This is a genomic window from Mesorhizobium caraganae, assembly GCF_016836705.1.
In the GTDB taxonomy this organism is placed as follows: Bacteria; Pseudomonadota; Alphaproteobacteria; order Rhizobiales; family Rhizobiaceae; genus Mesorhizobium; species Mesorhizobium caraganae.
Window position 1 is genome coordinate 227,122 of record NZ_JAFCGY010000003.1, and the last position, 21,977, is coordinate 249,098.

Annotated in this window: 22 protein-coding genes; 15 read left to right on the forward strand and 7 right to left on the reverse strand. The window is 60.8% G+C overall.

Going from position 1 to position 21,977, the window contains the following annotated elements; genetic code table 11:
- Positions 1-219: 219 nt before the first annotated feature.
- Positions 220-1,497, reverse strand: a complete 1,278-nt coding sequence (locus tag JQK88_RS11040) for a glycosyltransferase family 4 protein (protein WP_192253968.1) — start codon at positions 1,495-1,497, stop codon at positions 220-222.
- 134 nt (positions 1,498-1,631) lie between these two features.
- Between JQK88_RS11040 and JQK88_RS11045 the strand changes: the two genes are divergently transcribed.
- Positions 1,632-2,822 (forward strand): glycosyltransferase family 4 protein, encoded by a 1,191-nt coding sequence (locus tag JQK88_RS11045; RefSeq protein WP_312037262.1) that lies wholly within the window; start codon positions 1,632-1,634, stop codon positions 2,820-2,822.
- Here the strand turns inward: JQK88_RS11045 and JQK88_RS11050 are convergent.
- A complete protein-coding gene (locus tag JQK88_RS11050) occupies positions 2,815-4,047 on the reverse strand; it encodes a glycosyltransferase (RefSeq protein ID WP_203278313.1) in 1,233 nt (410 codons plus the stop codon). The genes JQK88_RS11045 and JQK88_RS11050 overlap by 8 nt on opposite strands.
- Positions 4,048-4,293: 246 nt before the next feature.
- Between JQK88_RS11050 and JQK88_RS11055 the strand changes: the two genes are divergently transcribed.
- From JQK88_RS11055 to JQK88_RS11065, 3 genes are all read left to right on the forward strand, one after another.
- Positions 4,294-5,166 carry a glycosyltransferase family 2 protein gene (locus JQK88_RS11055; RefSeq protein WP_192253964.1) on the forward strand — a complete coding sequence of 291 codons (873 nt, stop codon included), beginning with the start codon at positions 4,294-4,296 and terminating at the stop codon, positions 5,164-5,166.
- 78 nt (positions 5,167-5,244) lie between these two features.
- The gene (locus JQK88_RS11060) at positions 5,245-6,486 is read left to right on the forward strand and encodes a polysaccharide biosynthesis/export family protein (RefSeq protein ID WP_312037263.1); all 1,242 of its coding nucleotides are present in this window, start codon (positions 5,245-5,247) and stop codon (positions 6,484-6,486) included.
- Between the two features lie 411 nt (positions 6,487-6,897).
- Entirely contained in the window at positions 6,898-7,128 is a 231-nt protein-coding gene (locus tag JQK88_RS11065; protein ID WP_192253960.1) for a hypothetical protein, read from the forward strand.
- Between the two features lie 42 nt (positions 7,129-7,170).
- Here JQK88_RS11065 and JQK88_RS11070 read toward each other — a convergent pair whose 3' ends face one another.
- From JQK88_RS11070 to JQK88_RS11085, 4 genes are all read right to left on the reverse strand, one after another.
- Positions 7,171-8,241, reverse strand: a complete 1,071-nt coding sequence (locus JQK88_RS11070; protein WP_192253958.1) for an acyltransferase family protein — start codon at positions 8,239-8,241, stop codon at positions 7,171-7,173.
- A 160-nt stretch (positions 8,242-8,401) separates the two neighbouring features.
- The gene (locus JQK88_RS11075) at positions 8,402-9,202 is read right to left on the reverse strand and encodes a sugar transferase (RefSeq protein WP_192253956.1); all 801 of its coding nucleotides are present in this window, start codon (positions 9,200-9,202) and stop codon (positions 8,402-8,404) included.
- A 169-nt stretch (positions 9,203-9,371) separates the two neighbouring features.
- Positions 9,372-11,204, reverse strand: coding sequence for a GumC family protein (locus tag JQK88_RS11080; RefSeq protein ID WP_192253954.1), 1,833 nt, complete (start codon positions 11,202-11,204; stop codon positions 9,372-9,374).
- A gap of 175 nt (positions 11,205-11,379) precedes the next feature.
- Positions 11,380-11,715 (reverse strand): hypothetical protein, encoded by a 336-nt coding sequence (locus tag JQK88_RS11085; RefSeq protein WP_192253952.1) that lies wholly within the window; start codon positions 11,713-11,715, stop codon positions 11,380-11,382.
- Positions 11,716-11,942: 227 nt separating this feature from the next.
- Between JQK88_RS11085 and JQK88_RS11090 the strand changes: the two genes are divergently transcribed.
- The 4 genes from JQK88_RS11090 to JQK88_RS11105 all read left to right on the forward strand — a co-directional run bounded on the left by JQK88_RS11090 (position 11,943) and on the right by JQK88_RS11105 (position 17,212).
- Positions 11,943-13,457 (forward strand): phosphomannomutase/phosphoglucomutase, encoded by a 1,515-nt coding sequence (locus tag JQK88_RS11090; RefSeq protein WP_192253950.1) that lies wholly within the window; start codon positions 11,943-11,945, stop codon positions 13,455-13,457.
- 13 nt (positions 13,458-13,470) lie between these two features.
- Positions 13,471-15,771, forward strand: a complete 2,301-nt coding sequence (locus JQK88_RS11095; protein ID WP_203278315.1) for an AGE family epimerase/isomerase — start codon at positions 13,471-13,473, stop codon at positions 15,769-15,771.
- Positions 15,772-16,033: 262 nt separating this feature from the next.
- Positions 16,034-16,315, forward strand: coding sequence for a hypothetical protein (locus JQK88_RS11100; protein WP_192253946.1), 282 nt, complete (start codon positions 16,034-16,036; stop codon positions 16,313-16,315).
- A 252-nt stretch (positions 16,316-16,567) separates the two neighbouring features.
- Positions 16,568-17,212: a Crp/Fnr family transcriptional regulator gene (locus JQK88_RS11105; RefSeq protein WP_246501619.1), complete on the forward strand. Its 645-nt coding sequence runs from the start codon at positions 16,568-16,570 to the stop codon at positions 17,210-17,212.
- A 124-nt stretch (positions 17,213-17,336) separates the two neighbouring features.
- Here the strand turns inward: JQK88_RS11105 and JQK88_RS11110 are convergent, their stop codons facing one another.
- Complete coding sequence (locus JQK88_RS11110) at positions 17,337-17,762, reverse strand: EF-hand domain-containing protein (protein ID WP_203278316.1); 426 nt, start codon at positions 17,760-17,762, stop codon at positions 17,337-17,339.
- Positions 17,763-18,024: 262 nt separating this feature from the next.
- On the opposite strand from JQK88_RS11110, the gene JQK88_RS11115 reads away from it, so the two are divergent.
- The 7 genes from JQK88_RS11115 (at position 18,025) to JQK88_RS11145 (ending at position 21,969) form a co-directional block, all read left to right on the forward strand.
- Positions 18,025-18,441 (forward strand): EF-hand domain-containing protein, encoded by a 417-nt coding sequence (locus JQK88_RS11115; RefSeq protein ID WP_203278317.1) that lies wholly within the window; start codon positions 18,025-18,027, stop codon positions 18,439-18,441.
- 43 nt (positions 18,442-18,484) lie between these two features.
- Positions 18,485-18,862 carry a hypothetical protein gene (locus tag JQK88_RS11120; protein WP_192253942.1) on the forward strand — a complete coding sequence of 126 codons (378 nt, stop codon included), beginning with the start codon at positions 18,485-18,487 and terminating at the stop codon, positions 18,860-18,862.
- 96 nt (positions 18,863-18,958) lie between these two features.
- A complete protein-coding gene (locus JQK88_RS11125) occupies positions 18,959-19,555 on the forward strand; it encodes an RNA polymerase sigma factor (protein WP_192253941.1) in 597 nt (198 codons plus the stop codon).
- Positions 19,552-19,986 (forward strand): hypothetical protein, encoded by a 435-nt coding sequence (locus tag JQK88_RS11130; protein WP_192253939.1) that lies wholly within the window; start codon positions 19,552-19,554, stop codon positions 19,984-19,986. Before JQK88_RS11125 ends, JQK88_RS11130 begins: the two co-directional genes overlap by 4 nt.
- A complete protein-coding gene (locus JQK88_RS11135; RefSeq protein ID WP_203278318.1) occupies positions 19,983-20,384 on the forward strand; it encodes a periplasmic heavy metal sensor in 402 nt (133 codons plus the stop codon). The genes JQK88_RS11130 and JQK88_RS11135 overlap by 4 nt, the downstream gene beginning before the upstream one ends.
- 255 nt (positions 20,385-20,639) lie before the next feature.
- The gene (locus JQK88_RS11140) at positions 20,640-20,903 is read left to right on the forward strand and encodes a substrate-binding domain-containing protein (protein WP_203278319.1); all 264 of its coding nucleotides are present in this window, start codon (positions 20,640-20,642) and stop codon (positions 20,901-20,903) included.
- 76 nt (positions 20,904-20,979) lie between these two features.
- Positions 20,980-21,969, forward strand: coding sequence for a DUF2332 domain-containing protein (locus JQK88_RS11145; RefSeq protein ID WP_203278320.1), 990 nt, complete (start codon positions 20,980-20,982; stop codon positions 21,967-21,969).
- Positions 21,970-21,977: the final 8 nt, after the last annotated feature.

Below are 21,977 nucleotides of genomic sequence, written 5' to 3' on the forward strand. Positions count from 1 at the left end.
GAGATCAGTCGGGCCATTCGCGGGGCTGCGAAAGCCTCGCGCCGCAGAAACCCGAAATGAGGGGCCCTAAAGGTTCCTCATCAACGGTCATCATCTCTCTCCGCATCGACTTCCGCATATTTATGGAAGCCCTCACGCGGCTTCGAACAACTCGGTCAGTCCTATCCCTTCGGAAGGCCTCCTGCCGCAGACTCTCTTCCGATCAACTGTCTCTTCCGATCAACTGTCGAACTCCCCGAAGTCGGCGTCGACCTGTATCATGAGTTCGAGGTACTTCCAGGCGATCCACCGCCAGGAATAACTGTTCGCCCTGGCGGATCCCTTGGTTACCAGCCACTCGCGCAAGGCTGGGTTGAGCATCAGTTGGCGGACCTTTTCGGCCCAGCAATGGACGTCGTCGGGATCGGCATAGAGTGCCGAATCCCCGCAGATTTCCGGGAGGCACGGCGAGGTCGAGGCCACGACAGGGCAGCCCGACGCCATCGCTTCGATGGCGGGTAGCCCAAAACCCTCGATGCGTGACGGGAATAGGAAGCACAGGGCGCCTTCGAGCGCCTTCTTGAAATCGTCGTCCCCTATGCGGCCAAGGAGGACGATGTTGGCGGGCATTTCCGGGACGTGGCGCAGGATCGCGGTCTCGTCGACATCGCCTGGCATCCAGAGATCGAGACCCATCCCATCGAGAACCGGGGCCAGCTTGGCGAGAAGCCCCATATTCTTGTATTCCTGATCCCGCCTTCCAAGGCAGAGGACATATGGCCTGCCGCAGTCGACGGCCAGTGACGATCTCGCTGCATTCCATCTCTTCGTATGATCGCTGCCGTTGTAGGTGACGACGATGTTTTCGTCCGGCGCGACGCCGAACTCCACCAGATGGCTGCGCGAGAGTTGCGAGACGGTGGTGATGCGGGCGGCCCGCCTGCCGAGCGCCGGCAGGATCAGGCGGTGCGCCCAGCGGAAACCCCGCCCGTAGCTCGACGGCATCAACCTGGTGTGCATATCGTGGATGCACGCGATCTGGCGCCTCAGTGCGACGGGAGCGAGGTTGCAGAAGCTCAGCAATCCCCCAGGCACGTGCCAGGGCAACTGCGCCTGCACCCAGAACTGGGGGAGGCGCGGCCTCCTGAATTCAGGAACGACCCGGACGGGGATGGCATCGAGGCGGAAAGGTCCCGAAAGCGCACGCGGCACCACGAGATCGATCTCCAGGTCGCGACTAAGCGGATGCCCTTCCGAAATGAGAGCGTCGAGGGCCATGGTCACCTCGCGGGCGTAGCGGGCAACTCCGGTCTGCCCAAGAGTCGTGAAGTCTCCGTTTATCGTCCAGCGCCGTCTCGGCGCTTCCCGGTTCGCCCACGCCAAAGCGGAATGGCCGATCGCGGATTCGGCACCACCGGCGCTCGATCTCGCCGGCGGTGTCTCGGGGCGATGGCCATTCAACCGTCCGGCCGATCTTGGTAGTGGCGGCACTGTCGTTTCGAACTCAAATTCACCCATGTCTCCACCCCCGGTCCTTTCGGTACCTGGGCCAGACTAACATTCGCAGCCGCACTAAGGCCCTCAAACGTTTGAGGTAGGCGCATTGTTCGACCTCGCCTATCCGGATGCTTCCCGTTTACCCGGATGACCCCATGGCCATGGTGACCCGGCGCCTTCGCAGCGCCACACTCGGGGCGACAAAGGGGGCCGCCATGGCACGGCGCTGGACAATCAATGGGCGTTTTCTTTCCCAGCCGACAACGGGCGTCCAGCGTTATGCGCGCGAAGTCGTCCGCTCGCTCGACGCCTTGATCGCGGAACAGGACCCCCTCGCCCGCGGCCTCGAAGTCGGACTGCACTGTCCACCCGGCTCCGATGAGATCCCGTTGGCTTCCATCGAACGCCGCGAGACCGGTCGCACGGGCGGCCATATCTGGGAGCAGACGCAGCTCCCGTTGTCCCTCGATGGAGGCGGACTGCTCAGCCTCTGCAACACGGGACCACTGCTTTCTCGAAAGCATATCGTCTGCATCCATGATGCAAACGTTTGGAATGCGCCGCAGAGCTATTCGCGTGTCTTCAGGAGCTTCTACAGAACTTTGTTGCCGTGCCTCGGCAAGACGGCATGGCGTGTTTCGACGGTTTCCGAATACTCGCTGGGCGAACTGGTCCAACGGGGCGTTACCCCCGCGCAGCGGGCCTTTGTAGCCCCCAACGGCCATGAGCATGCTTTGCGATGGAGGCCTGAACACTCGGCAGGGATACGACTGGCGGGGTCGCGGGAAACCATCGTCATGATCGGCAGCACCGCACCCCACAAGAATGTGGGGCTTGTCCTGGACATGGCTGACCGCCTTGCCGAAGCCGGGCTCAGGATAGCGATTGTCGGCATGTCGGATTCTCGTGTTTTCAAGTCAGGACCAACCAGCGCAAAAGCCCGAAACGTCCACTGGCTCGGCCGCATTTCCGATGGCGAGTTGGTTGCTCTCCTCGCGGACTCACTATGCCTGGCTTTCCCCTCGCTCACCGAGGGCTTCGGCCTCCCCGCCCTCGAAGCGATGGCGGTCGGATGCCCGGTGGTGGTTTCCGACCGAGCCAGCCTGCCTGAAGTCTGCGGGAACGCAGCGCTCTTTGCTCCTCCGGACGACCCCGAGGCATGGTTCGACCGTTTCATGCAGTTGCGCAATTCTGAGGCCCTGCGGCTGCAGATGATAGGCAAGGGACGGGCGAGAGCGTCGGCATACAGCTGGAGAGCGACGGCCTTGCGCTATCTTGAGGCGATGGCCGCCGCCGACGGCGTCGACACGGAAACGAAGGTCGTCAGGGCTCGGGAGTTCACATGATCTCGTGGAGTGCCTGGACGGCCCCGAGCGATTCCAGGATGGCCCGGTCGAAGTTCTCTTCGGAAAAACGTTCTGCATTCCTGGCGCAGGCGCGGGGCGTTATGGCATAGCGGTTCTCTTCGAACCGCTCGACTGCCTCCTTGAGGTGATCGACGGTTTGAGCCTTGAACAGCACCCCAGTCGGTTCGGGCGATGACCCAAGGCGCCGCACAATGTCGACCGCTCCGCCGCGACCGAAGGCGATCAGCGGAGTTCCGCAAGCCTGCGCCTCGGCCAACGCTATGCCAAAGTCCTCGCAGCCCGCAAAGACCATCGCCTTTGCGCGTGCCAGGGTGCTCACATAGTCTTGCCGGGGCAGATAGCCCGAGAAGGTAATGTTCGGGCCGGCAAGCGCCCGCAGGCTGGTTGATTGCTGCCCTTCGCCAACGATGACCAACCGCCGCGACGGCATTTCGTTGAAGGCCCGGATGACGAGGTCGGTGCGCTTGTACGGCGCGAGGAAAGATGCCGAGACATAGTAGTCATCCTTGTCGTCGACACAGGGCAGTTCTGCGAGGGCAACCGGCGGGAAAACGACGCGGGCTTCGCGCCCGTAAATGTGCTGGATACGGGAGCGGACATAATTCGAATTCGCCAGCATCATGTCCGGACCGTGCGCGGTCCGCGTGTCCCACGTCCTCAAACGATGCAACATATACCGGTAGAGCATTCCCTTGGGGCCGAAGCCAAGGTGACCCTGCTGAAGATAGGAAAACTGCTCGTCCCAGGCGTAGCGGACCGGGCTGTGGACATAGCAAAGATGCGGCTGGTCGGGCCTGGTGATCACGCCACGCGAGAATGCGGCCGAAGACGAGATCACCGCATCATAGCCTGTCACGTCGAACTGCTCGATCAGGAAAGGACAGAAGAAGAAGAGGGAGCGATAGAATTTCTGGACCATCGGGATCCGGTTGGCCGCGGACGTGTGGAATTCCACGTCGCGGAAATATTGCTCCTTCACCTCTGCTGGCAGGAAATCGAAAAGCGTGAAGACTTCAGCATTGGGAAACTGCTTGCAGATTTGCGCCAGAACCCGTTCCCCTCCCCGGAAGTTCGGGCACCAGTCGTGAACGACCGCTATCCTCGCGTATCTGTCGACGCGAAGCTCCGGCGCGGCCGGCAACTCCTCGATGGGCACATCGAGCTTGGCCGCGATCGCCAAATCGGAAGAGCGTTCGTGGAGCATGGGTCCCCTCGCACCTGCAGACCCGGCAGTCTCCATTCCACGTCATGGTCCCGGCAAGTTGTCCGATCGGTTACAGTCCGCTCCCGGTGCATGCCTGCCTAATACTTATGGCTGTGTGCCGTCCGGCGGAATACTCCAAAGGCCTGTGCCCGGAGGTAGAGCAAGCTCATGTCGTCTCCTTTTATGCAGGCTGTTTCCCTCCGCCGCTCGGTCTAGCGTCGGCGGAAACCGAAGCGTGGATCGAGCATGAGACTCGCAGTGATCATCCCGACCCTTGGCCGCAGGGAACAGCTCTCGCGCCTGCTCAAGTACTTGGGCGACCAGACGAGACTTCCTGACGAGGTCATCTTGTCGGCGCCCGACGCCACGCATATCGAACTGCCGGAATGCTGTTCTTTCCCCGTCTCGCTCGTTTTCGGACCGAAGGGATCGTCTGCCCAGAGGAACACGGCTCTCGCGCCTTCCCTGCAGCGCTTCGACCTCATCACTTTCTTCGACGACGATTTCGTTCCGTCTGCCGAATACCTGGAGCAGGTCGAGAAAGCCTTTGCGGAAAATGACGGGTGGGCAGTGCTGATGGGCAGGGTCGTCAGAGACGGAGCCACGAACGCGGGCCTCAGCTGGGAGGATGCCGAAGCCGCCCTGAGGGAAGCCAAGGGAAAAACGCATGCTGGACCGTTGGTGGTCGACCATGTCGGGGCTTACGGCTGCAACATGTCCGTCCGTTCCTCGCTTGTAGGCGATGTGCGTTTCGACGAGCGCCTCGTCCTCTACGGCTGGCAGGAAGATATCGACTTCACCAGCCGATTGAGGTCCAGAGGCCGTGTGGTCTGCGTGAACTCGATCACGGGCGTCCATCTCGGCATCAAGTCGGGACGTACCAGTGGAACGCGGTTCGGGTACTCCCAGGTTGCCAATCCGATCTACCTGATCAAGAAAGGCTCGGTTCCGGCCTCTTTCGCGCTGCCCCTGATGTTCAGGAATATTGCGGCCAACCTGGCAAAGAGCCTGCGCCCCGAGCCATATGTCGACCGGAGGGGCAGACTGAGGGGCAACATGCTCGCGATCCTGCACGTTGCCATGGGACGGATCGAACCCGAATACATCCTGAAAATCTGAGGCGGAAAGACAATGCGGAAATGGCTTGTGACTGTGGCGGCTTCAATTGCGGCGGCGACCGCCTTCGCCTTACCGGCGGTGGCTGCCGAGTATCTCCTCGGACCTCAGGACAAAGTCAGGCTCAAGGTATACGAATGGCGCGCATCGCGCGACGTGATCTTCGAATGGACCGCTCTCAACGATGATTTCGTTGTCGGAGCCGACGGCACTCTCTTCCTGCCATTTGTCGGCCAGATACATGCGCAGGGCACCGCACCCGGCGACCTCGCCCGCGCGATCGGCGACCGCCTGATGCAGCAGATGGGCCTCGGCCGTGAGCCGGATGTCGCCGTCGAGATCGTCCAGTACAGACCGTTCTACATCGTCGGCTACGTCACGCAGTCCGGCGAGTTTCCCTACAGACCCGGACTGACGGTGCTGCAGGCGCTGGGAATTGCCGGCGGCTTGCGGACACGCGAGGATGACATCCCGAGGCTCGAGCGTGAAGTCATCGCCGGCCAGGGCGACGTGGGTTTGTTGGCGCTCAGCAGCGTCAGTCTGCTCGCGCGCAAAGCGCGGCTGGAAGCCGAACTGGCCGACAGCAACGATATCGCTTTCCCTACGGAATTGAAGGATAGGGCTTCGAACGCAACGGTCGCGGTGGCGATGGAGCAAGAGCGCAGGATCTTCGCCGTCCGCAAGGAAGCGATGACGACGCAACTGCGCTCCCTGAGCGAACTCAGAGATTTCCTGGAGAAGGAACTGGACTCGCTCCAGCAGCAGCTGACCTTCCGCGACAAGCAGATTGAACTCATCCAGAAGGAACTGGCCGGCGTTTCGGCCCTTGTCCAGAAGGGGCTTGCTGTTGCACCGCGGGAACTCAATCTGGAAGGGACGGTTGCCCAGATGCAGGGCGACAGATTGGCCGCCGAGACCTCGCTTTTGCGGGTCAGGCAGGAGATAAGCAAGACCGACATAGAGATCCTCAATCTCAATAACCAGCACGCCAACGAGATCGCCGACGCCTTGCGGGAAACGCAGTCGCAGCTCAATGAAGTTGTCAGCAAAGCCGACACCGCAGCGCAGTTGCTACACGAAACCGCGGTCACGGCTCCTGCGCTGCTCGCCCTCAAGGAACGCGCCGAGAGTGCCAAGCCGATCTTCAAGATCGTCAGGACGACGGGCAATGGTTCGGAAGAACTGACGGCTGAGGAAACAACACCGATCGAGCCAGGCGATACTGTGAAGATCGAGATACCCCCGCCGGCGTCCGCTTTGTCTGCCCTCCCTGTAGAGGGCGACATTCAGGGACAGGCGCTTCCGATTCAGAACACCAACTGATCAGGCCCGCATGAGTTCAGCGAGGACTGCTGCCTGCCGCCGTGCGTCAATCGATGCCTAGACCGCGTCTCTGAAAGGATTCGCGCTCTTTTAGGCTTTTGCATGCATTATCCCAAACCGCTGCACAGTTTTGGACATGCATTTTGGGAGGAAATCACCGTACTCGTCGGATCGCAAGCCGCCCCAACGCGATGCTGGCACGAGGGGCTGAGGGCGCACAGGCCGCGTCGATGCTGGAGTGAGCTGTGCATGCAGTGATGCTGGCCCTTGCTATGCTTTTTGAGGCCGCATATCAGTGATCATTCGACCGGCTTCCGCACCAACTGCATTCGCCAACTCAACAGGCGGGTCCTTCCATGCCGAAGCAGGCCGTTCTGTGCCTTGATATCGTAGCTGGAGATGTCGGTGCTCATGAGTGTAGTCGCTGTATCGGCGGCAGGCGTCCTGATGGGACTGCGGTTCAAGGCTCCCGCCCTGATCGCAGCGACTGCTCTGCTCATGATCGGCAGTCTTGCCTGGAATGACCTTGGCTTGCCGGGCTACGTGACGATCACCAAATTCCTCATCTTGGCATTCGCATTGGCCGTCGCCTACATCGTTGGTCTGTCGATTTCCGTTTATTGGAAACGGACCCAGGTATGAACAGCCTCGGCCTTCCGAGCGTTCACATTTGGTACAATGCACTCAACCAATCATAGAACCGCGAATTCCCGGGATCCTCCCCGCTCGCTCCCTATCCCAGACGTTGCGTAACCAGCGCGTCAGAGGGACCTCGAACCCCAAGTGAATTCCTACGGCGGCAACGACTGTAGTGAGCGCTGCGATCGGCATTACCAGATAGGCCATTCTTGGTTCTGGGACCATAACTTTGGCCGCCAAGTTTACGAACGGCTGTAACAGCAACGGATGAAACAGATACATCGAATAGCTCGCAGCGCCAACCAACAGCACGATTGAGCTACGCGTTGTCGCCCCACTCCGCTCAGCCAATAAGGCCCCAGCAACTATCAGAACAGCCGGAAATCCGTAGGTTGCAACCCTGTACCCGTTTGGAGAAATCTGTAAGTAATACTCGATTGAAAGCACGGCCAAACCTGTTGCAATGAACGCAACACTAACGGGCCGCCCGACCTTCCTTGGTTGAGATAGAAACCAGTAACCGAGCCAGCATCCAGCGACGAATTCTAGCATTATTGAATCCGTATAGACGCGTAGCGCATAAGGGCTATCTGGTCCGAACAACCGACCAACTCCCACTACAATGATGAGGACCGCCGAAATGGCCACCACCCTGTCGCGTATATTCCGAAGCCAGAGAAACGCGCCAAATATCAAGTAAAAGAAAATTTCGTAGATCAAAGTCCATCCAAGCGAGAGAATAGGCCCGTTCTCACCATCCAGTCGCACTTTAGGGTAAAACAAAAACGACGTGATTACGTCGGCCAGGTTGTAGCCCTGCAGTCCATTCGGTCGAAACCCGATCCCGAACAAGGCAACGAGCGCCAAGGTCGCCGTCCAATAGAGTGGGGCAATTCTGATCACCCTTTCGCCGTAGAACGCCCAGGCGGAACGTTCCTTTCGCGCGTACGCAAAAACCATCACGAACCCAGAAATGACGAAGAATATGTCGACACCTTCCGCACCTACATCGCTTTGAAAATCCGTACCAAAACGACGGTTTAACATGGGTTGAAGGTGGTAAAACAAAACCGCTATCGCGGCGACGCCCCGCAAGGTCTGTAAATTGGCAATCAATTTTGAACCCCCGCCCTCTTATTTAGCTTTATCTTTTTACTCGTTAGCCCTTCACCGATAATAGTTCGCCCATAAATATATTGTCCTGTCGCGCACCATGGTTGGCGTCGCTATGCAATGAAATAGTGCAGGATGTTTATTCTATCCAAATGCCCCCGTTCTAGGAAGCCCTGTCAAAGCGCATCACCGCGAAAACGGTCCTGAACAAGATCGCCATGTCGAGCCAGACCGACCAGTTCCGCACATACTGGCTGTCCAACGCCACGCGGCTGGCGTAGTCCATGCTGCTTCTTCCGCTCACCTGCCAGAGGCCGGTGAGTCCCGGCCTTGTCCGGAGGTATTCCCCCAGGTGGTCGCCGTAGCGGTTGAGTTCGTCCTTCACGATGGGTCTTGGGCCCACGCAGCTCATGTCACCGCGGATGATATTGAAGAGCTGGGGGAGTTCGTCGAGGCTCGACTTGCGGAGCATCCATCCAAGGAACGTGACGCGGGGGTCGTTCCTGAGCTTTTGGGTCTCCTCCCACTCCATGCCGACATGAGGATTGGCTTCGAGATATGCTTTCAGAACTTCCTCCGAATTGGCAACCATCGAGCGGAATTTGTAGCACTTGAATGGCTGTCCGCCGAAGCCGACTCGGCTGTGGGAGAACACCGCCGGACCTCCTGCCGTTATCCTGATCAGCAGGGCAACGACGACCATAACCGGCGCCGCCAGGACAAGGGCCGATATTGCCACGACTAGATCCATGATCCGCTTCGACATGCCTCCCAGAGGAGGGTTCGTCGTTCCTGCCCTGAGGGAAGTCGACAGGTCTGACAGCGCCGCCCCCGCGTTGCCGGGGTCGTGCGAGCCAACGACATGCAGGACTGTCGTTCGGCTGTCGGCCGACTCAGGGCGAAATGGCGGAATCCAGATCGGCGCTCCCTGATGCGGCTGCTTCTCGAAGGCGTCTGTTGTCATTGGACGGTTGCCGGTTCGAACTTGTTCTCGACACTCTTCCAAGGGCGGGGCTTGTGAGCAAGAAAGGCAAAGGAGGTAGCGTGGCGCTCCGGGGGTGCCCCCCTAATCCCAAGGAATGATCCCCTACATGCTTTTGCGACTTCCGAAGGAGGATTTCTCGATACCAGTTTCATGCCGTGCGGCGCTTGGGCGTCATCGCGCGGGCCTTCGTCAGGAGTACGCCAAGTATCGGCGTTCTGCTGGCCTGCAGCGTCCTGACGAGTTCTCGCAGCGTTTCGACGTGTGTCTTGCCCCAGTCGGCAACAATCACGACGCCATCCAGAACGGATCCCACAACCAGTTCGTCGGCACCCGAGGCGAGTGTCGGCAGGTTGACGATCACGATGTCGTAGGCGGCAAGCTGGCAGGCGGCAAGGTCACTGGTGGTAAGCTCCGCCAGGAGTGTCTTCATCCTGCCTGGCGCCAACAGCTGCTTATCGTCGACCACCGAACCTGGCAGAATATCGAATGGCCGTCCGGGGGCGCGGACGATATTGAGCCGGACAGGATCCTGGAACGGTTTGTCTAGGGCCCGTGACGGGCCGAGCAGCCGTGTGGTCATGGCGGCTCGGATGTCGGCGTCGATCACCAACGTCTTCAGGCCGGACATCGCGTAAAGCGAGGCAAGATTGCTGGCGACGGAACTTTTCGAACTGTGGTTGGAGACAGCGGTCAGCCCAAGAAACTTAATGGGGTGACTGGTTTCCGCAAGGCTTATTTCGGTTCGCGCTTTCCTGAGGCTGTGGCTGTATTGGGAGTGCGGATATCTCACCACTTCGTCGACGTGGCCGGATTCTCCTCTCCAACTGGTGGGTGGCAGTTCTCCAATGCATTCGACACCCAGATTGTCCCGGATGTGTCGTGGCGACCTTATGGTCGAGTCGAACGTATGCCTTGCAAACGAAAGTCCGATACCGAGAACGAGCCCGGCAGCAGCCGCGAAGGCCAGTATTAGTTTCGGCCTTGGAGCGCTCGGACGGAGTGGGGCCGTCGCAGCCGTGATCACCCTTGCGTCAGCTACCGGGTACGACTGCTGGCTTACCGAGTTGGTGTATGCCTGCAGGAAGCTCTCATACATTTTCTGATAGGTTTCGGCAGTCACCTCAAGCTCTTCGAGCGTCGGCACGGCGCTCGTCCCGCCACTGGCTTCCTGGCCGACACTGTAGTCGTGCCGTGACCGGAACTCCTGCGCTTTCGCCATGGCCTCGTTCATCTGGGTGCGTAGTTGTCCAAGACGCTGCTCGAGCCACGCGCCGCCCTCCTTTGCGGCGTCGGTCTTGGTTTCGATCTGTTCGCGCACGAAGGCATCAGCTGTGGCGTTCGTGATCCTGGCTGCGCCTTCGGGATCAAGAGAGGTGAAGGATATCTCAATAGCGTAGGAAACGCCGACCCTGCGGATGTCGAGGCTGTTGCGGAAAATCGACATGCTGCGTCGGGACTTCTGATACTCGGTCAGCGTCGCAGGCGATTCAGGTGCGCTTAGACCGAAATGCTCCCAAAGCGACGTGAACCAGGCGCTTTTCCGGAGCCCGAACGTATCAAGCAGCACCTCTCCAAACTTCCTGAATCTCTCCCGCAAAATCGGGGCTTGCGGACGGTTGAACGCGGGGTCATCGACGAGCCTCAACTGGTCGATGACCATCGCAGCGATCTTTTCCGACTGCATCACTGCGATCTGGCTTTCCACTTGGGCGGTATCCAATGACAGATTTACTTCGCCGCCCTCCTGCAGGTGTTGCGGCAATTTCGGCTCGATCAGGATCTGCGCGCTGGCGGTGAAAGTCGGGTCGGTGGTCAAATTGTAGAACCCGCCCACCAAGAGAGACGCGGCAAGACAGGCGATGATGGTTCCGATATAGCGCCGCAGAAATTCGGTTATGTCGGAGAGGCCGATAAACTCCTGGCCGGCGGAAGCCTGCTGGTCTGTTGTCGAGGGCCATTGATTGGGAAACATACGGTTCATTCAACGTCTCCTGCTGGCGTGCGGAAAATCCTGCGCGCACGCCGCCCCCAATGCAGACGGTCCATAGAATTCGGCCGATCCTTTCATTGAAAGCCGAGGCCCCGCGATCCCAGACTGCGGCAAAAGACTACGCCTGCGCCCCGGAAGGTAAACGCCACCAATTGGCGTATGGGCCCTATGCCCCATGGGAAGGAACAATGCGCAGCAGTCCTTCTCTCGTCCTGTCGACAAATGACATCTGCTCTTCCAGCGAGACCTGCCGTCCGCGGTTGAGCGCCAGGTTCCGCGCGAGGGTATCGATCCGCGCGGACATGCGTTCGGACCCCTCGCCATTTTCCATCGCCTCCGAAGAGAAGGCGGCGCACTCCGTCATCCTCTCCACGGACGGGCGGAGTTCCGCGGATTCCCTCTCGATTTCCACCTGAATGACCGTGAGAAGACGAGCCAGGCGACCGAACCGCCTTTCGTCGACATCCTCGCGGAACGAGAACCTGAATGCGGTCAGCGGCATCTTGCAGCCCACCCTTGTCGCCAGCGCCCGACCGGACGCACCTTCCTTCCCCAGAATACAAGCCCGCCATGCTTGGACGAGACATCCTTTCGGCCATCGGCAGGCATGCTCCTATTGGATGAGGGAGCGCGAACCCGGACGTTGGGGCTACTCGAATTCATGAAGGGGCCTGCGTCCGGCAGCGTGCTACGACTGTTCCCCGCAATTACAGAGTGGAAACCGCGACCGTGAACATAGTCGGCCAAGCCACGCCAAACACATTCACCTTCGAAACCAGTGCTCTCATCAAAGCCACTGGCTTCCGGGAATACGACGCGCGCTGGTGGTTCGGGCATCCCAGCTCGGACAAAGAACCCGAACTCAACCTGATGGGCGTGCAGGCGATCGGCATGGGGCTCGGCACCTTGATTCGCCGAATGGGTGTCGGCCCGGACATCGTCACCGGCCACGACTTCCGTAGTTATTCGATGGCCATCAAGATGGCACTGGTCTCCGGCCTGATGGCGGCCGGCGCGCGCGTCAAAGACATCGGTTTGGCACTTTCTCCCACAGCCTACTTCGCCCAGTTCGCGCTCGACGTACCGTCGGTGGCCATGGTGACGGCCTCCCACAACGAGAACGGCTGGACCGGAGTGAAGATGGGGGCGCAAAGGCCTCTGACATTCGGCCCAGAGGAGATGACAGCTTTGAAAGCGCTCGTGCTGGACGGCGATTTCGATCTCGTAGGCGGGGGAAGCTATGAACTCGTGCCGGGATTTCGCGAGAGATACATCGAAGACCTGACAGCCGGGAAGAACGTCGGCCGAAAGCTGAGGGTGGTGGCTGCCTGCGGCAACGGCACCGCGGGCGCTTTTGCGCCGCAGGTGCTGGAACGCATCGGCTGCGAAGTGATCCCGCTGGACGTAGAGCTCGACCACACCTTTCCGCACTACAACCCCAATCCCGAAGACATGCAGATGCTGCACGCGATCCGGGACAAGGTTCTGGAGACGGGTGCCGATCTCGGACTCGGCTTCGACGGCGACGGCGACCGCTGCGGCGTGGTCGACAACGAGGGTAACGAGATTTTCGCAGACAAGGTCGGCGTCATGCTGGCGCGAGACATTTCCGGGCTGCATCCGAAATCCGTCTTCGTGGTGGACGTCAAGTCGACGGGACTTTTCATGACGGATCCCGTTCTCGCACAAAACGGTGCAAGGACGGATTACTGGAAGACCGGGCATTCCTACATCAAGAGGCGCGTCGCCGAACTCAATGCCATAGCTGGTTTCGAGAAGTCGGGTCATTTCTTCTTCAACCCGCCGATCGGACGCGGCTACGACGACGGGCTGCTCACCGCGATCGCCGTCTGCGAGATGCTCGACCGCAACCCGGGCAAGACCCTCGCGGACCTTTACCGCGATCTGCCGCTGACCTTCGGCACCCCAACGATGTCGCCCCACTGCCCCGACGAGGTGAAATACGGGGTGGTCGCGAAAGTTGTCGGGGAATTCACGAAGATGAAGGGGGATGGGATCGAATTCGCCGGCCAGCCGCTGGCCAATCTCGTCACAGTGAATGGAGTGCGTGTCGTTGCCCAGGACGGCACGTGGGGTCTGGTGAGGGCCTCGTCGAACAAACCGGAAATTGTCGTCGTGGTGGAAAGCCCTGTCTCGTCGGAGCGACGTCGCGAGATGTTCGAGGCTCTCGATGCCGTGCTGCGCCACAATCCAGAGGTCGGAGTCTACAATCAGACATTCTGAGAGGAACTGGACCATGCCGGGCCGGATCGTAAGTTTTGTCATGAGTGGGGGCGTCGGCTCACGGCTGTGGCCGCTCTCGCGCGAAGACAATCCCAAGCAGTTCCATGACCTTTCGGGCGACGGCTCCATGCTCGCGAAGACTGTCCGACGCCTCAAGGCGCGGCCGGAAGGCGAAACGCCGATCTACCTGATCGCTTCCGAACGACACGCCGACCGCGTTATCTCGGACATCGGTTCGCTCGGCCTGCACGGCGGCAAGCCGATTTTCGAGCCCGTCGGCCGCAATACCGCCGCCGCGGTCGCCATAGCCACCTTGCAGACGATCTCTGAGCATGGTGGCGACGCGCTTGTGCTGGTGGTCCCCTCCGACCATGAGATATCGACCGAAACGCAATTCTGGGAAACCGTCGAGGCGGGCAGGCCTGCCGCCGATTCAGGAAGCATTGTCGTGTTCGGCATCAAGCCGACACATCCCGAAACCGGGTACGGTTACATCGAGGTTTCGGCGAATGGTGGTGGAGTTGCCGCCGTTTCGCGTTTTGTCGAAAAACCCAATGCCGAGACAGCCGGCCAATATGTGTCTTCGGGAAGATTCTACTGGAATGCCGGCATCTTCCTGTTTCGCGCCGACACGATGCGGCAAGCATTCCTCGACCTCCGACCCGACATCTGGGAAAGCGCGGAACGGGCCTACAAGACCGCACGGGCCGACGTCTCGGGTATTTACCTGCCCCAGGGCTTCTACTCGGCTGTCCCTTCAACATCGATCGACTACGCGGTCATGGAGCGTGCACGTGGTATCGCGATGGTTACGGCTTCCTTCCGCTGGAACGACCTCGGATCGTGGCAATCACTGCTCGAAGCCAGCCCGACGGACCGCAACGGCAATGTCGTAATGGGCGACGTCATCGCCATGGATTGCGGCAGCTCCTACCTCAGAAGCCAGGGCAGGCTACTGACCGTAGTCGGAATGAAGGATGTGGCTGTGGTGGCGACACCGGACGCGGTATTCGTCGCTCCCGTCAGCCACAGCCAGAATGTGAAGCAAGTCGTCGAACAGTTGGAGAAAAGCGGACGCCTCGAGACGAAGTTCACTGCGTCGGAAGACAGGGTCATCATCAGCGGGTCATGGCGCAAGCGTGTCGAGCACTGGCTCTTCGAGGAGACCCTGCCGCTGTGGTCCACTGCAGGTGTCGACGATGTGTACGGTGGCTTCCACGAGGCGCTCGGTTTCGATGCAAGGCCGTTAGGCAAACCCAAGCGCATGCGGACGATGGCTCGCCAGATCTACGCTTTCGCGGTGGCCAAGGAACGCGGCTGGGACGGACCTGCCGACAAGCTGATCGACCACGGCATCGACTTCATCGCGAAATACGGCCGGACCGACCGCGGCGGCTGGGTGCGCACGCTGAATGCAAACGGCAGCGTGGCTGACCGGGCGGAGGACGCTTACGACCATTCCTGCGTGCTCCTGGCACTTGCCCATGCTCACCGATGTGGCCATCAAGAAGCCCTGCGGCTTGCACAAGAGACATTCCAATTCATCGACGTCCATCTTGAAGACGACAGCCTGAACGGTTTCCTCGAGACCCCGGGCTGGAAGGGGGTGCGGTTCTCGAACCCGCACATGCATATGCTGGAATCCTTCCTTGCCTGGCATAGCGTCACCGGCGACCGTGCGTATCTCCGTCGAGCGGCACGCGTCATCGATCTCTTCCGGTGCCATTTCTTCGACCAGGAAAGCTGGACGCTTGGGGAACATTTTGACGTCGATTGGCTGCCATTGCCGGGTGACAAGGGACAGTGGACCGAACCGGGGCACCATTTCGAATGGGCCTCGCTTCTCGTCGATTTCGCGCGAGCGAGCGGGCAGAAGGACTTGGCAGCCTACGCAAGGAAGCTCTATTCGTCGGCGGTCGCCAGCGGCTTGAACCGGGCCACCGGTCTGGCATATGCGGCCGTGTCGCGGCAAGGATTGCCTCTCGACCGGCTCTCCCGCAGCTGGCCGCAATGCGAGGCGGTCAAGGCGGCAGTCGCCCTGGACGGCATTGGCGGACCGGATCTGAAACCCGAGATCGAAGCTCGTGTCGCCCGCCTCTTCCGATGGCATATCGATCCGGCACCGCTTGGCTTGTGGGTCGACAGGATTGACGAGCGCGGAAGGTCACTGGCGACGGAGGTCCCCGCGAGCATCTTCTACCACCTGGTGACGGCGTTGATGCAGTATCTGGACAAGACTGGAGGACAGGTCGAACCTTTCCCGCTGCCTGCTTTGGAAATGGGCGAGACGGTTCCGAAGCAGATTTACGGCTGACCGGAACAGGGGCTGCTTCCTTGACGTCGGAATTCTGCGCCGGCTGTGACCGCGGTGATGCCCCAGGGGTAGGGAAGTAGTAGCTACGGCGAATTCGGTATCCCCTGCCTCTGTGTCGCGGCTGCAAACGGGGATAGTATGCTCTTAAGAATGCCTAAAAGAGAGCATCGAACGCCCCCTATCCTGGAACTCCGGTCAACTCGTCGAGGCGTCGTAATTTTGGGCCTGTGAACCTTCTTGTCCGAACGGTTGAGACGCAACTATGGCAAAAAAAAAATCGCGTGCCAGACCCAGCGGTGATCTCCTGAAACTGCTTGCTACCAGGCCGAGAGCGGTTGCGCTTGCTGCCCTGCACGTGAGTGAATCCGTGCTGCTGGAACTCGAGGCATCCCAGCTGTTGTCAGCAGCAGAGATCAGAGGATTGCTCAAGGACGCATCAACGACGCTACGCAATGCCGCCGATCAAGTGGACAACCGCAGCTGTGCCGTTGCCAGCGAAATAGTCGAGTCCATGCGGGAAAATTTCAAGAGAAACAAAGCCTGACAGTGCCCGGAGGGATTTTCATATCGTGGCTTCGGCAAGCAAGCGCAACCTGTAAATTTCAACGAGAAGTGGCCGTCACCACACCATGCACCCGAAAGTTCCCGTTGACGGATACTCATCGCACCAAATTTGATGTACATACTATCCGAGGGAAGGGAAATTTGGGCGGGGTTATAGATGACGTATGCTTCACATCCCCCATTGCGCGGAAGTGAAAAACGCCCAACGTACGTCGGACTCAATGACGACGATATGGCACTCGTCAAGGCACTGGGGTTCACGCCGAAGCGCTATCCAGCGGAGACGGTCATCGTCAGTCAGGGCGAGGCCAGCGATCGCGTATTCATAGTCGAGTCGGGCTGGGGTTGCATTTCTCATGAGCTCGCGGGCGGGCAGCGGCAAATTCTGGATTTTGCCCTGAGAGGCGATATCGTCCTGCCTCAGTCATACCCGGGCAGCGCTCTTGAAACGTTTGTGGCTCAAACCGAGCTTTTGGTGTTGGTGGCTTCGACCAAGACATTTACCCTTGCTGCCATGAAGTCGCCCGACCTCTTCTCCCTTATTCTCGAAACCCTCGTGCGCCGCGGAGCGGTTATCGCTCAACATCTCACCAATGTAGGACGACGCAGCGCCTTGGCGCGGACGGCGCATCTGTTCCTCGAACTGAGGGCGCGTCTGGAACGAATCGGCTCTGTCACCCGCAACAGCTATGAATGCCCTCTCACCCAGTACGATCTCGCAGACGCTCTCGGCCTCACTCCGATTCATGTCAATCGGATGTTGCGGGAATTGCGCGAGCGCAAGTTGCTCGAATTCCGCCAAGGCCATGTTCGCGTGCTCGATCAACCGGGCCTGACGAAGTTTGCTGGATTCGAGCACGAATATATCGAAAGTTGAGGCATATCGACCTCGGCGCCTGAAGTTTCTCCTCTCCCGCATTGCAAGGTACCAAACCGCAAAACGCTGTGATTGTCCGTTTCATCTTTTCACTCCTTTTGGATGGGGTCGAAGGGCCCGGGGATTACTGACGTCGGAGCGCCCGCAGTTGGGAGATCGAAAGCGCGCCGTCACCATTCGTGTCCGCCCGCAGCAACCGATCGGGAATGAAGGCGGCAAACTCGTCGCGCGAAATCCTGCCGTCGCCATTGCGGTCGATGCGGCTGGCTTGTGCCTGGAAGCCGGCGAATTGCGCGGTCTGGAAGTCGCGCTTCGACTTCACCTGTTCCATCGCCGCGCGCACTTCGCCCGCGTCGAGCAGACCATTGTGGTTGGCATCCATCCGGTCGAACATCTGCACCCGCGCGGCCTGGATCTCGCTGAATTCGAGCTTGCGGTCGCCGTTGGTGTCGATGCGCCGGAAGAGTTCCCTGGCGCCGCTGCCGTCCGCAGCACTGGCGCTGCCCGCGCCAAGCAGTAGGCCGGCAAAGGCCATGACGATCTTGTTCATGCTGGTCTCCGCATTGGATCGGATGGTCCGCCGCGGACATTCCTTGCAGAGCCTTCTACGCAGAGCCTTCTACGCAGCGCCTCTCGTGCTCCTACGCGGGAAGGGTGATTTTTTCTCGGTACTGCCGGCGCAACGACCGATCCCTGCCGGTGGGGATTGGCAGGTCCAGCAAAGAATCTTGCGCGTCGGGCGTAGGAGCCGGGCTCTCGCTGCGTATCGGTCAGCAGTCGCCCCCGCGACGGGAGAACGAAAGGACATCATCATGAAACGCTCAGTACTGATTGCGGCCCTGCTCATCGGGCTCGTGCCGCTCGGCGCGGCCCAGGCGCGGGACCTGCAACGGATCGACACCAACGGCGACGGCGTCATCTCCATGGACGAGATGACAGCCGTCCGCGAGCGCGTGTTCAAGCGGCTCGACCGCAACGGCGACGGCATCATCGACGAGAAGGAAATCGCGAGTGCCCGCCAGGCGATCAAGGACCGTGCCGAGCTGGCGCAGGCGCGGCTCGGCAACCGCTGGCGGCGCATGGATGCCAATGGCGACGGCAAGGTCTCCGAGCAGGAATTCGCCAGCAGCATGCCTTTGTTCGACCTCGCGGATCGGGATGGCGACGACAAGCTGTCGGCCGACGAGATTGCCTCCGTCCGCAAGCTGATCGCCGAGCACGCCAACTGATGATCGGCAGCGATCATTCCCTTTACAAAACAAGGAGTACGACATGTTATCTTCGGTGAAGATCCCGATTTTCTGCCTCGGCGCAATGCTTGTCTGGTCGGCACCAGCCTCGGCCGAGGAGTGGCAGCGTCCGACCGCTCATGGCGGCGAGATCAGCCGCAGCGTCGGCAAGGACGGCAACGTCTTAAGCGGCTCGACCACCCGCACCGGTCCTAATGGCGGCACTTACACGTCGAGTTCCAAATGCGTGGGAGGCGTTGTTGACCGCTGTGCCCGCAACTATTCTGGCACCGGGCCGAATGGGCAGACCTTTTCGGGAAAACGGGTGTCGGCGCGCGGGCCGTTCCGGGGCCGCTCGGCCGGCAGCTTCACCGGCCCAAACGGCAACACGGTCCACGGTTTCCGCCGCTGGCGTCGCTGACATCTGGTGTGATGGATTTGAACCCGAAATTCGTTTCTGTGCTCCTCCTGATCGATGCGAATTTCGGATTCGCCGAACCAGCAGCCTCGTCCGTGGATGCCCGCCGCCGTGCGACATGAGGAGCCCCGTGGCGACGATGAGCTGCTGGCGCGCATCGCCACGGGCAGCCAAAGCGCGCTGTCCGAGCTCATCGCCCGCCATGGCCGTGGGCTGCGGATATTTGCCGCGCGCTATCTCGGCAATGTTGGCGACGCCGAGGATGTGGTGCAGGAGGTATTCGTGACTGTCTGGAAACAGGCCGCGCGGTTCGATCCGGCCAGAGGGCGGGCTTCGACCTGGCTCTACCGGATCACCGCCAACCGTTGCATCGACCAGCGTCGACGCAGGGCGCTACGCAGTTTCATCGGGCTGGACGACATAAGGGACGAGGTCGCGTCGCCGGAGGCGGATGCCGAAGCGACGACCGCGGCGCGGCAGGAACTGGCGATCGTGCGCGATGGGCTCTCGCGCCTGCCAGAACGGCAACGCATGGCAGTGCTGCTCAGGGCCGTAGGCGACTTCGATATCGCGGCAATCGCCGAGGTGATGGGCGGCAGCGCCGGCTCGGCCGAGCAATTGCTTGTTCGCGGACGGCGCGCACTCAGGGATCATTTGGCAATGGTGGCCGTGGGCCGCGAAAGGAAGTCCTCATGACACGGGACGAATTCGAACGAAACAGGCGTCGCTTCGGCGACATTGTCGAGGCGTGGCCGGCGCCCTTCCGCCAGCAGGCGCTGGCCTTGATGGCAGCGGAGCGGAAGGACGATCCCGATGCCGCGCTCGACCGCCTCGTGCTCGAGGCGGCGCTGACCGATAGCGACGACCAAGAACTGGCCAGCAAGGTGCTGGCCCGCATCGAAGCCGGATCGGCTGGCCCGTCCTTGTTGGCGCGCCTGCTCTGGAGTCCGGCCGGGTTTGCAGCCTGCGCCGCTGCCGCGCTCGTGGCGGTGATGCTGGCAGGCTACCAGGTGGCACGGCTGCAGGACGATCCGTCCGATACGGAGCTTCTGGCGCTGGCGTCGGGATCGTCGCTGGCCGATGGCGGTGTTGTCGCGGATGATCCGGCAGAGGAGGGCTCGCTTTGAAGCGCTCCTGGATATGGACGGCGACGCTGGTGCTGCTCGCCCTTTCGCTCGCCGTCAACTTCTTCCTCGTCGGCTATGCTGTGCATGGGCTGCGCCAGGGCGCGGCGGCGCGCGTGCTGTTGTCGGAAATCGCCAGCGGCTATCCGCCCGAGGTGAGGAAGGAGTTCCGCGGCGTGCTGCGCGACAACCGCGCACGCACCTTCCAGTCACTGCACGAACTGCGTGCCGCGCGCGCCAATCTGGCGGCGGCACAGAAAGCCACGCCTTTCGACGAAGCCGCGGTGAAGGATGCGATGATAGCAGTACGCACCGCCACGACCAGCCTTCAGGCGACGATGCAGGACTATCTCCTGATGGCGCTGAAGAATGTCAACGCCAAACCCGCTGTGGGAGGCTGAGCCGCCACGGTCCTACTGGCGGCACAATCGTCGCCGACCTATGTCGATATCCAACTGGCTTGCGAGGCCCGATCGCGAAGATGGAACAATGCGGCACGACAGGCTTGTCCTGACCTTGCTCCGGCGCGACCTCTCGGCTGGCTTGCGCTCGATGCGCCGCCGCGACCTTGCCTGGATCGGGCTTGGTGGCGGCGCCCTTTTTGCCTACGCCATGGCCGACATCGTTGTCGCGTTGCAGGCGGGCGGCCACGCGTCATGCAGGCGCTGCAAAGCAGTGGCTTCTCGGTTCCAAATGATTTTTCCGTTATCGGTCTCGACGATATCGCGGTCGCCCTTCATAGCCGCCCACCGTTGACGACCATCCGCATCGACCGCATCGAACTGGGTCGCGCCGGCATACAGATGCTGATGAAACGCATCGCGGATCCGGGCGCAAACATTGTGCGCGTCAACATCGGCGAGCGCTTGGTCGAACGCGCCACCGACCGCGGGAGGTCCGCAGGGGTCAAGCTTGTGTAGAAACGCCGTGCCTCGCTCGAATCAGACCCGTGGATGGTGTACTGTGACGAGACGTCGGGACCGAGGATCAGCAGATATGGACAAGGAGGGCTTGGCCGCGATCTCGGCTCGATATGTTCACTTCGCCGATACGGAAGCTCGCGGCCGCTCGCCGCTCTACGAAGCGTTGGCTCGTGCGGTCGCTGAGGACTGGGAGACGCTCGACTTCCTGTCGACCCTCCCGGACCTAAAGCGGCAACCGAACCTTCTGCTTGCCGCGGTGCGTCACCTGTTCGGCACTCCGACAGGGTGGGCCGAATTTCGCCAGGCGCTCCTGGCGCATCTCCACGCTGTCCGCTCTCTCATGCTGGAGCGCTCGACCCAGACCAATGAGCCGGGAAGGTGCGCCACGCTGCTCCCCGTCCTGTCGCGTTTGCCGCAGCCGCTGGCTCTCATCGAGGTCGGGACCTCCGCAGGGCTCTGCCTCATGCCCGACCTCTATGGCTATGACTATGGACGCAAGGCGATCCGCGCACCCACGATGGCCTCGGAGCCACCTGTCTTCCGATGCTTGGCCAGCGAGACGACGCCCTTGCCGGCTGCCTTGCCGCAAGTCGTTTGGCGAGCGGGATTGGACCTGAACCCGATCGATGCTTCGGACGATACGCAAGTCGCATGGCTTGAGACACTGGTCTGGCCGGAACAGACAGCACGGCTCGCCAATCTGCGGGCGGCGCTAAAGATTGCCGCCACAGTCAAACCTCGAGTGGTGAAGGGCGACCTGCGCGGGAGCGACCTCGTGCAACTCTGCAGCGAAGCGCCAAAGGACGCTACGCTCGTCATCTTTCACACAGCCGTCCTCGACTATGTCTCCGACCCTGCAGACAGAGAAGCTTTCGCCGAGCAGGCTATGCGTCTCGCTCCTTATTGGGTATCGAACGAGTTCCCACGCGTGTTCCCGTCCATCGCCACACGCGCCGGTACAAGCCGGCCACCAGGCCGCTTTCTCCTATCTGCGAACGGCTCCCCTGTAGCTTGGACCGATCCGCATGGCGCCTCGCTCGAGTGGATCACGGACGAGGCGTAGGCGGCTGA

Bases quoted from the DNA above. Each gene is read 5' to 3' on its own strand.
- JQK88_RS11040 (WP_192253968.1), bottom strand. From the start codon at position 1,497: ATGGGTGAATTTGAGTTCGAAACGACAGTGCCGCCACTACCAAGATCG.
- JQK88_RS11045 (WP_312037262.1), top strand. From the start codon at position 1,632: ATGGCCATGGTGACCCGGCGCCTTCGCAGCGCCACACTCGGGGCGACA.
- JQK88_RS11050 (WP_203278313.1), bottom strand. From the start codon at position 4,047: ATGCTCCACGAACGCTCTTCCGATTTGGCGATCGCGGCCAAGCTCGAT.
- JQK88_RS11055 (WP_192253964.1), top strand. From the start codon at position 4,294: ATGAGACTCGCAGTGATCATCCCGACCCTTGGCCGCAGGGAACAGCTC.
- JQK88_RS11065 (WP_192253960.1), top strand. From the start codon at position 6,898: ATGAGTGTAGTCGCTGTATCGGCGGCAGGCGTCCTGATGGGACTGCGG.
- JQK88_RS11075 (WP_192253956.1), bottom strand. From the start codon at position 9,202: ATGACAACAGACGCCTTCGAGAAGCAGCCGCATCAGGGAGCGCCGATC.
- JQK88_RS11080 (WP_192253954.1), bottom strand. From the start codon at position 11,204: ATGAACCGTATGTTTCCCAATCAATGGCCCTCGACAACAGACCAGCAG.
- JQK88_RS11085 (WP_192253952.1), bottom strand. From the start codon at position 11,715: ATGCCGCTGACCGCATTCAGGTTCTCGTTCCGCGAGGATGTCGACGAA.
- JQK88_RS11095 (WP_203278315.1), top strand. From the start codon at position 13,471: ATGCCGGGCCGGATCGTAAGTTTTGTCATGAGTGGGGGCGTCGGCTCA.
- JQK88_RS11100 (WP_192253946.1), top strand. From the start codon at position 16,034: ATGGCAAAAAAAAAATCGCGTGCCAGACCCAGCGGTGATCTCCTGAAA.
- JQK88_RS11105 (WP_246501619.1), top strand. From the start codon at position 16,568: ATGGCACTCGTCAAGGCACTGGGGTTCACGCCGAAGCGCTATCCAGCG.
- JQK88_RS11110 (WP_203278316.1), bottom strand. From the start codon at position 17,762: ATGAACAAGATCGTCATGGCCTTTGCCGGCCTACTGCTTGGCGCGGGC.
- JQK88_RS11115 (WP_203278317.1), top strand. From the start codon at position 18,025: ATGAAACGCTCAGTACTGATTGCGGCCCTGCTCATCGGGCTCGTGCCG.
- JQK88_RS11120 (WP_192253942.1), top strand. From the start codon at position 18,485: ATGTTATCTTCGGTGAAGATCCCGATTTTCTGCCTCGGCGCAATGCTT.
- JQK88_RS11125 (WP_192253941.1), top strand. From the start codon at position 18,959: ATGCCCGCCGCCGTGCGACATGAGGAGCCCCGTGGCGACGATGAGCTG.
- JQK88_RS11130 (WP_192253939.1), top strand. From the start codon at position 19,552: ATGACACGGGACGAATTCGAACGAAACAGGCGTCGCTTCGGCGACATT.
- JQK88_RS11140 (WP_203278319.1), top strand. From the start codon at position 20,640: ATGCAGGCGCTGCAAAGCAGTGGCTTCTCGGTTCCAAATGATTTTTCC.
- JQK88_RS11145 (WP_203278320.1), top strand. From the start codon at position 20,980: ATGGACAAGGAGGGCTTGGCCGCGATCTCGGCTCGATATGTTCACTTC.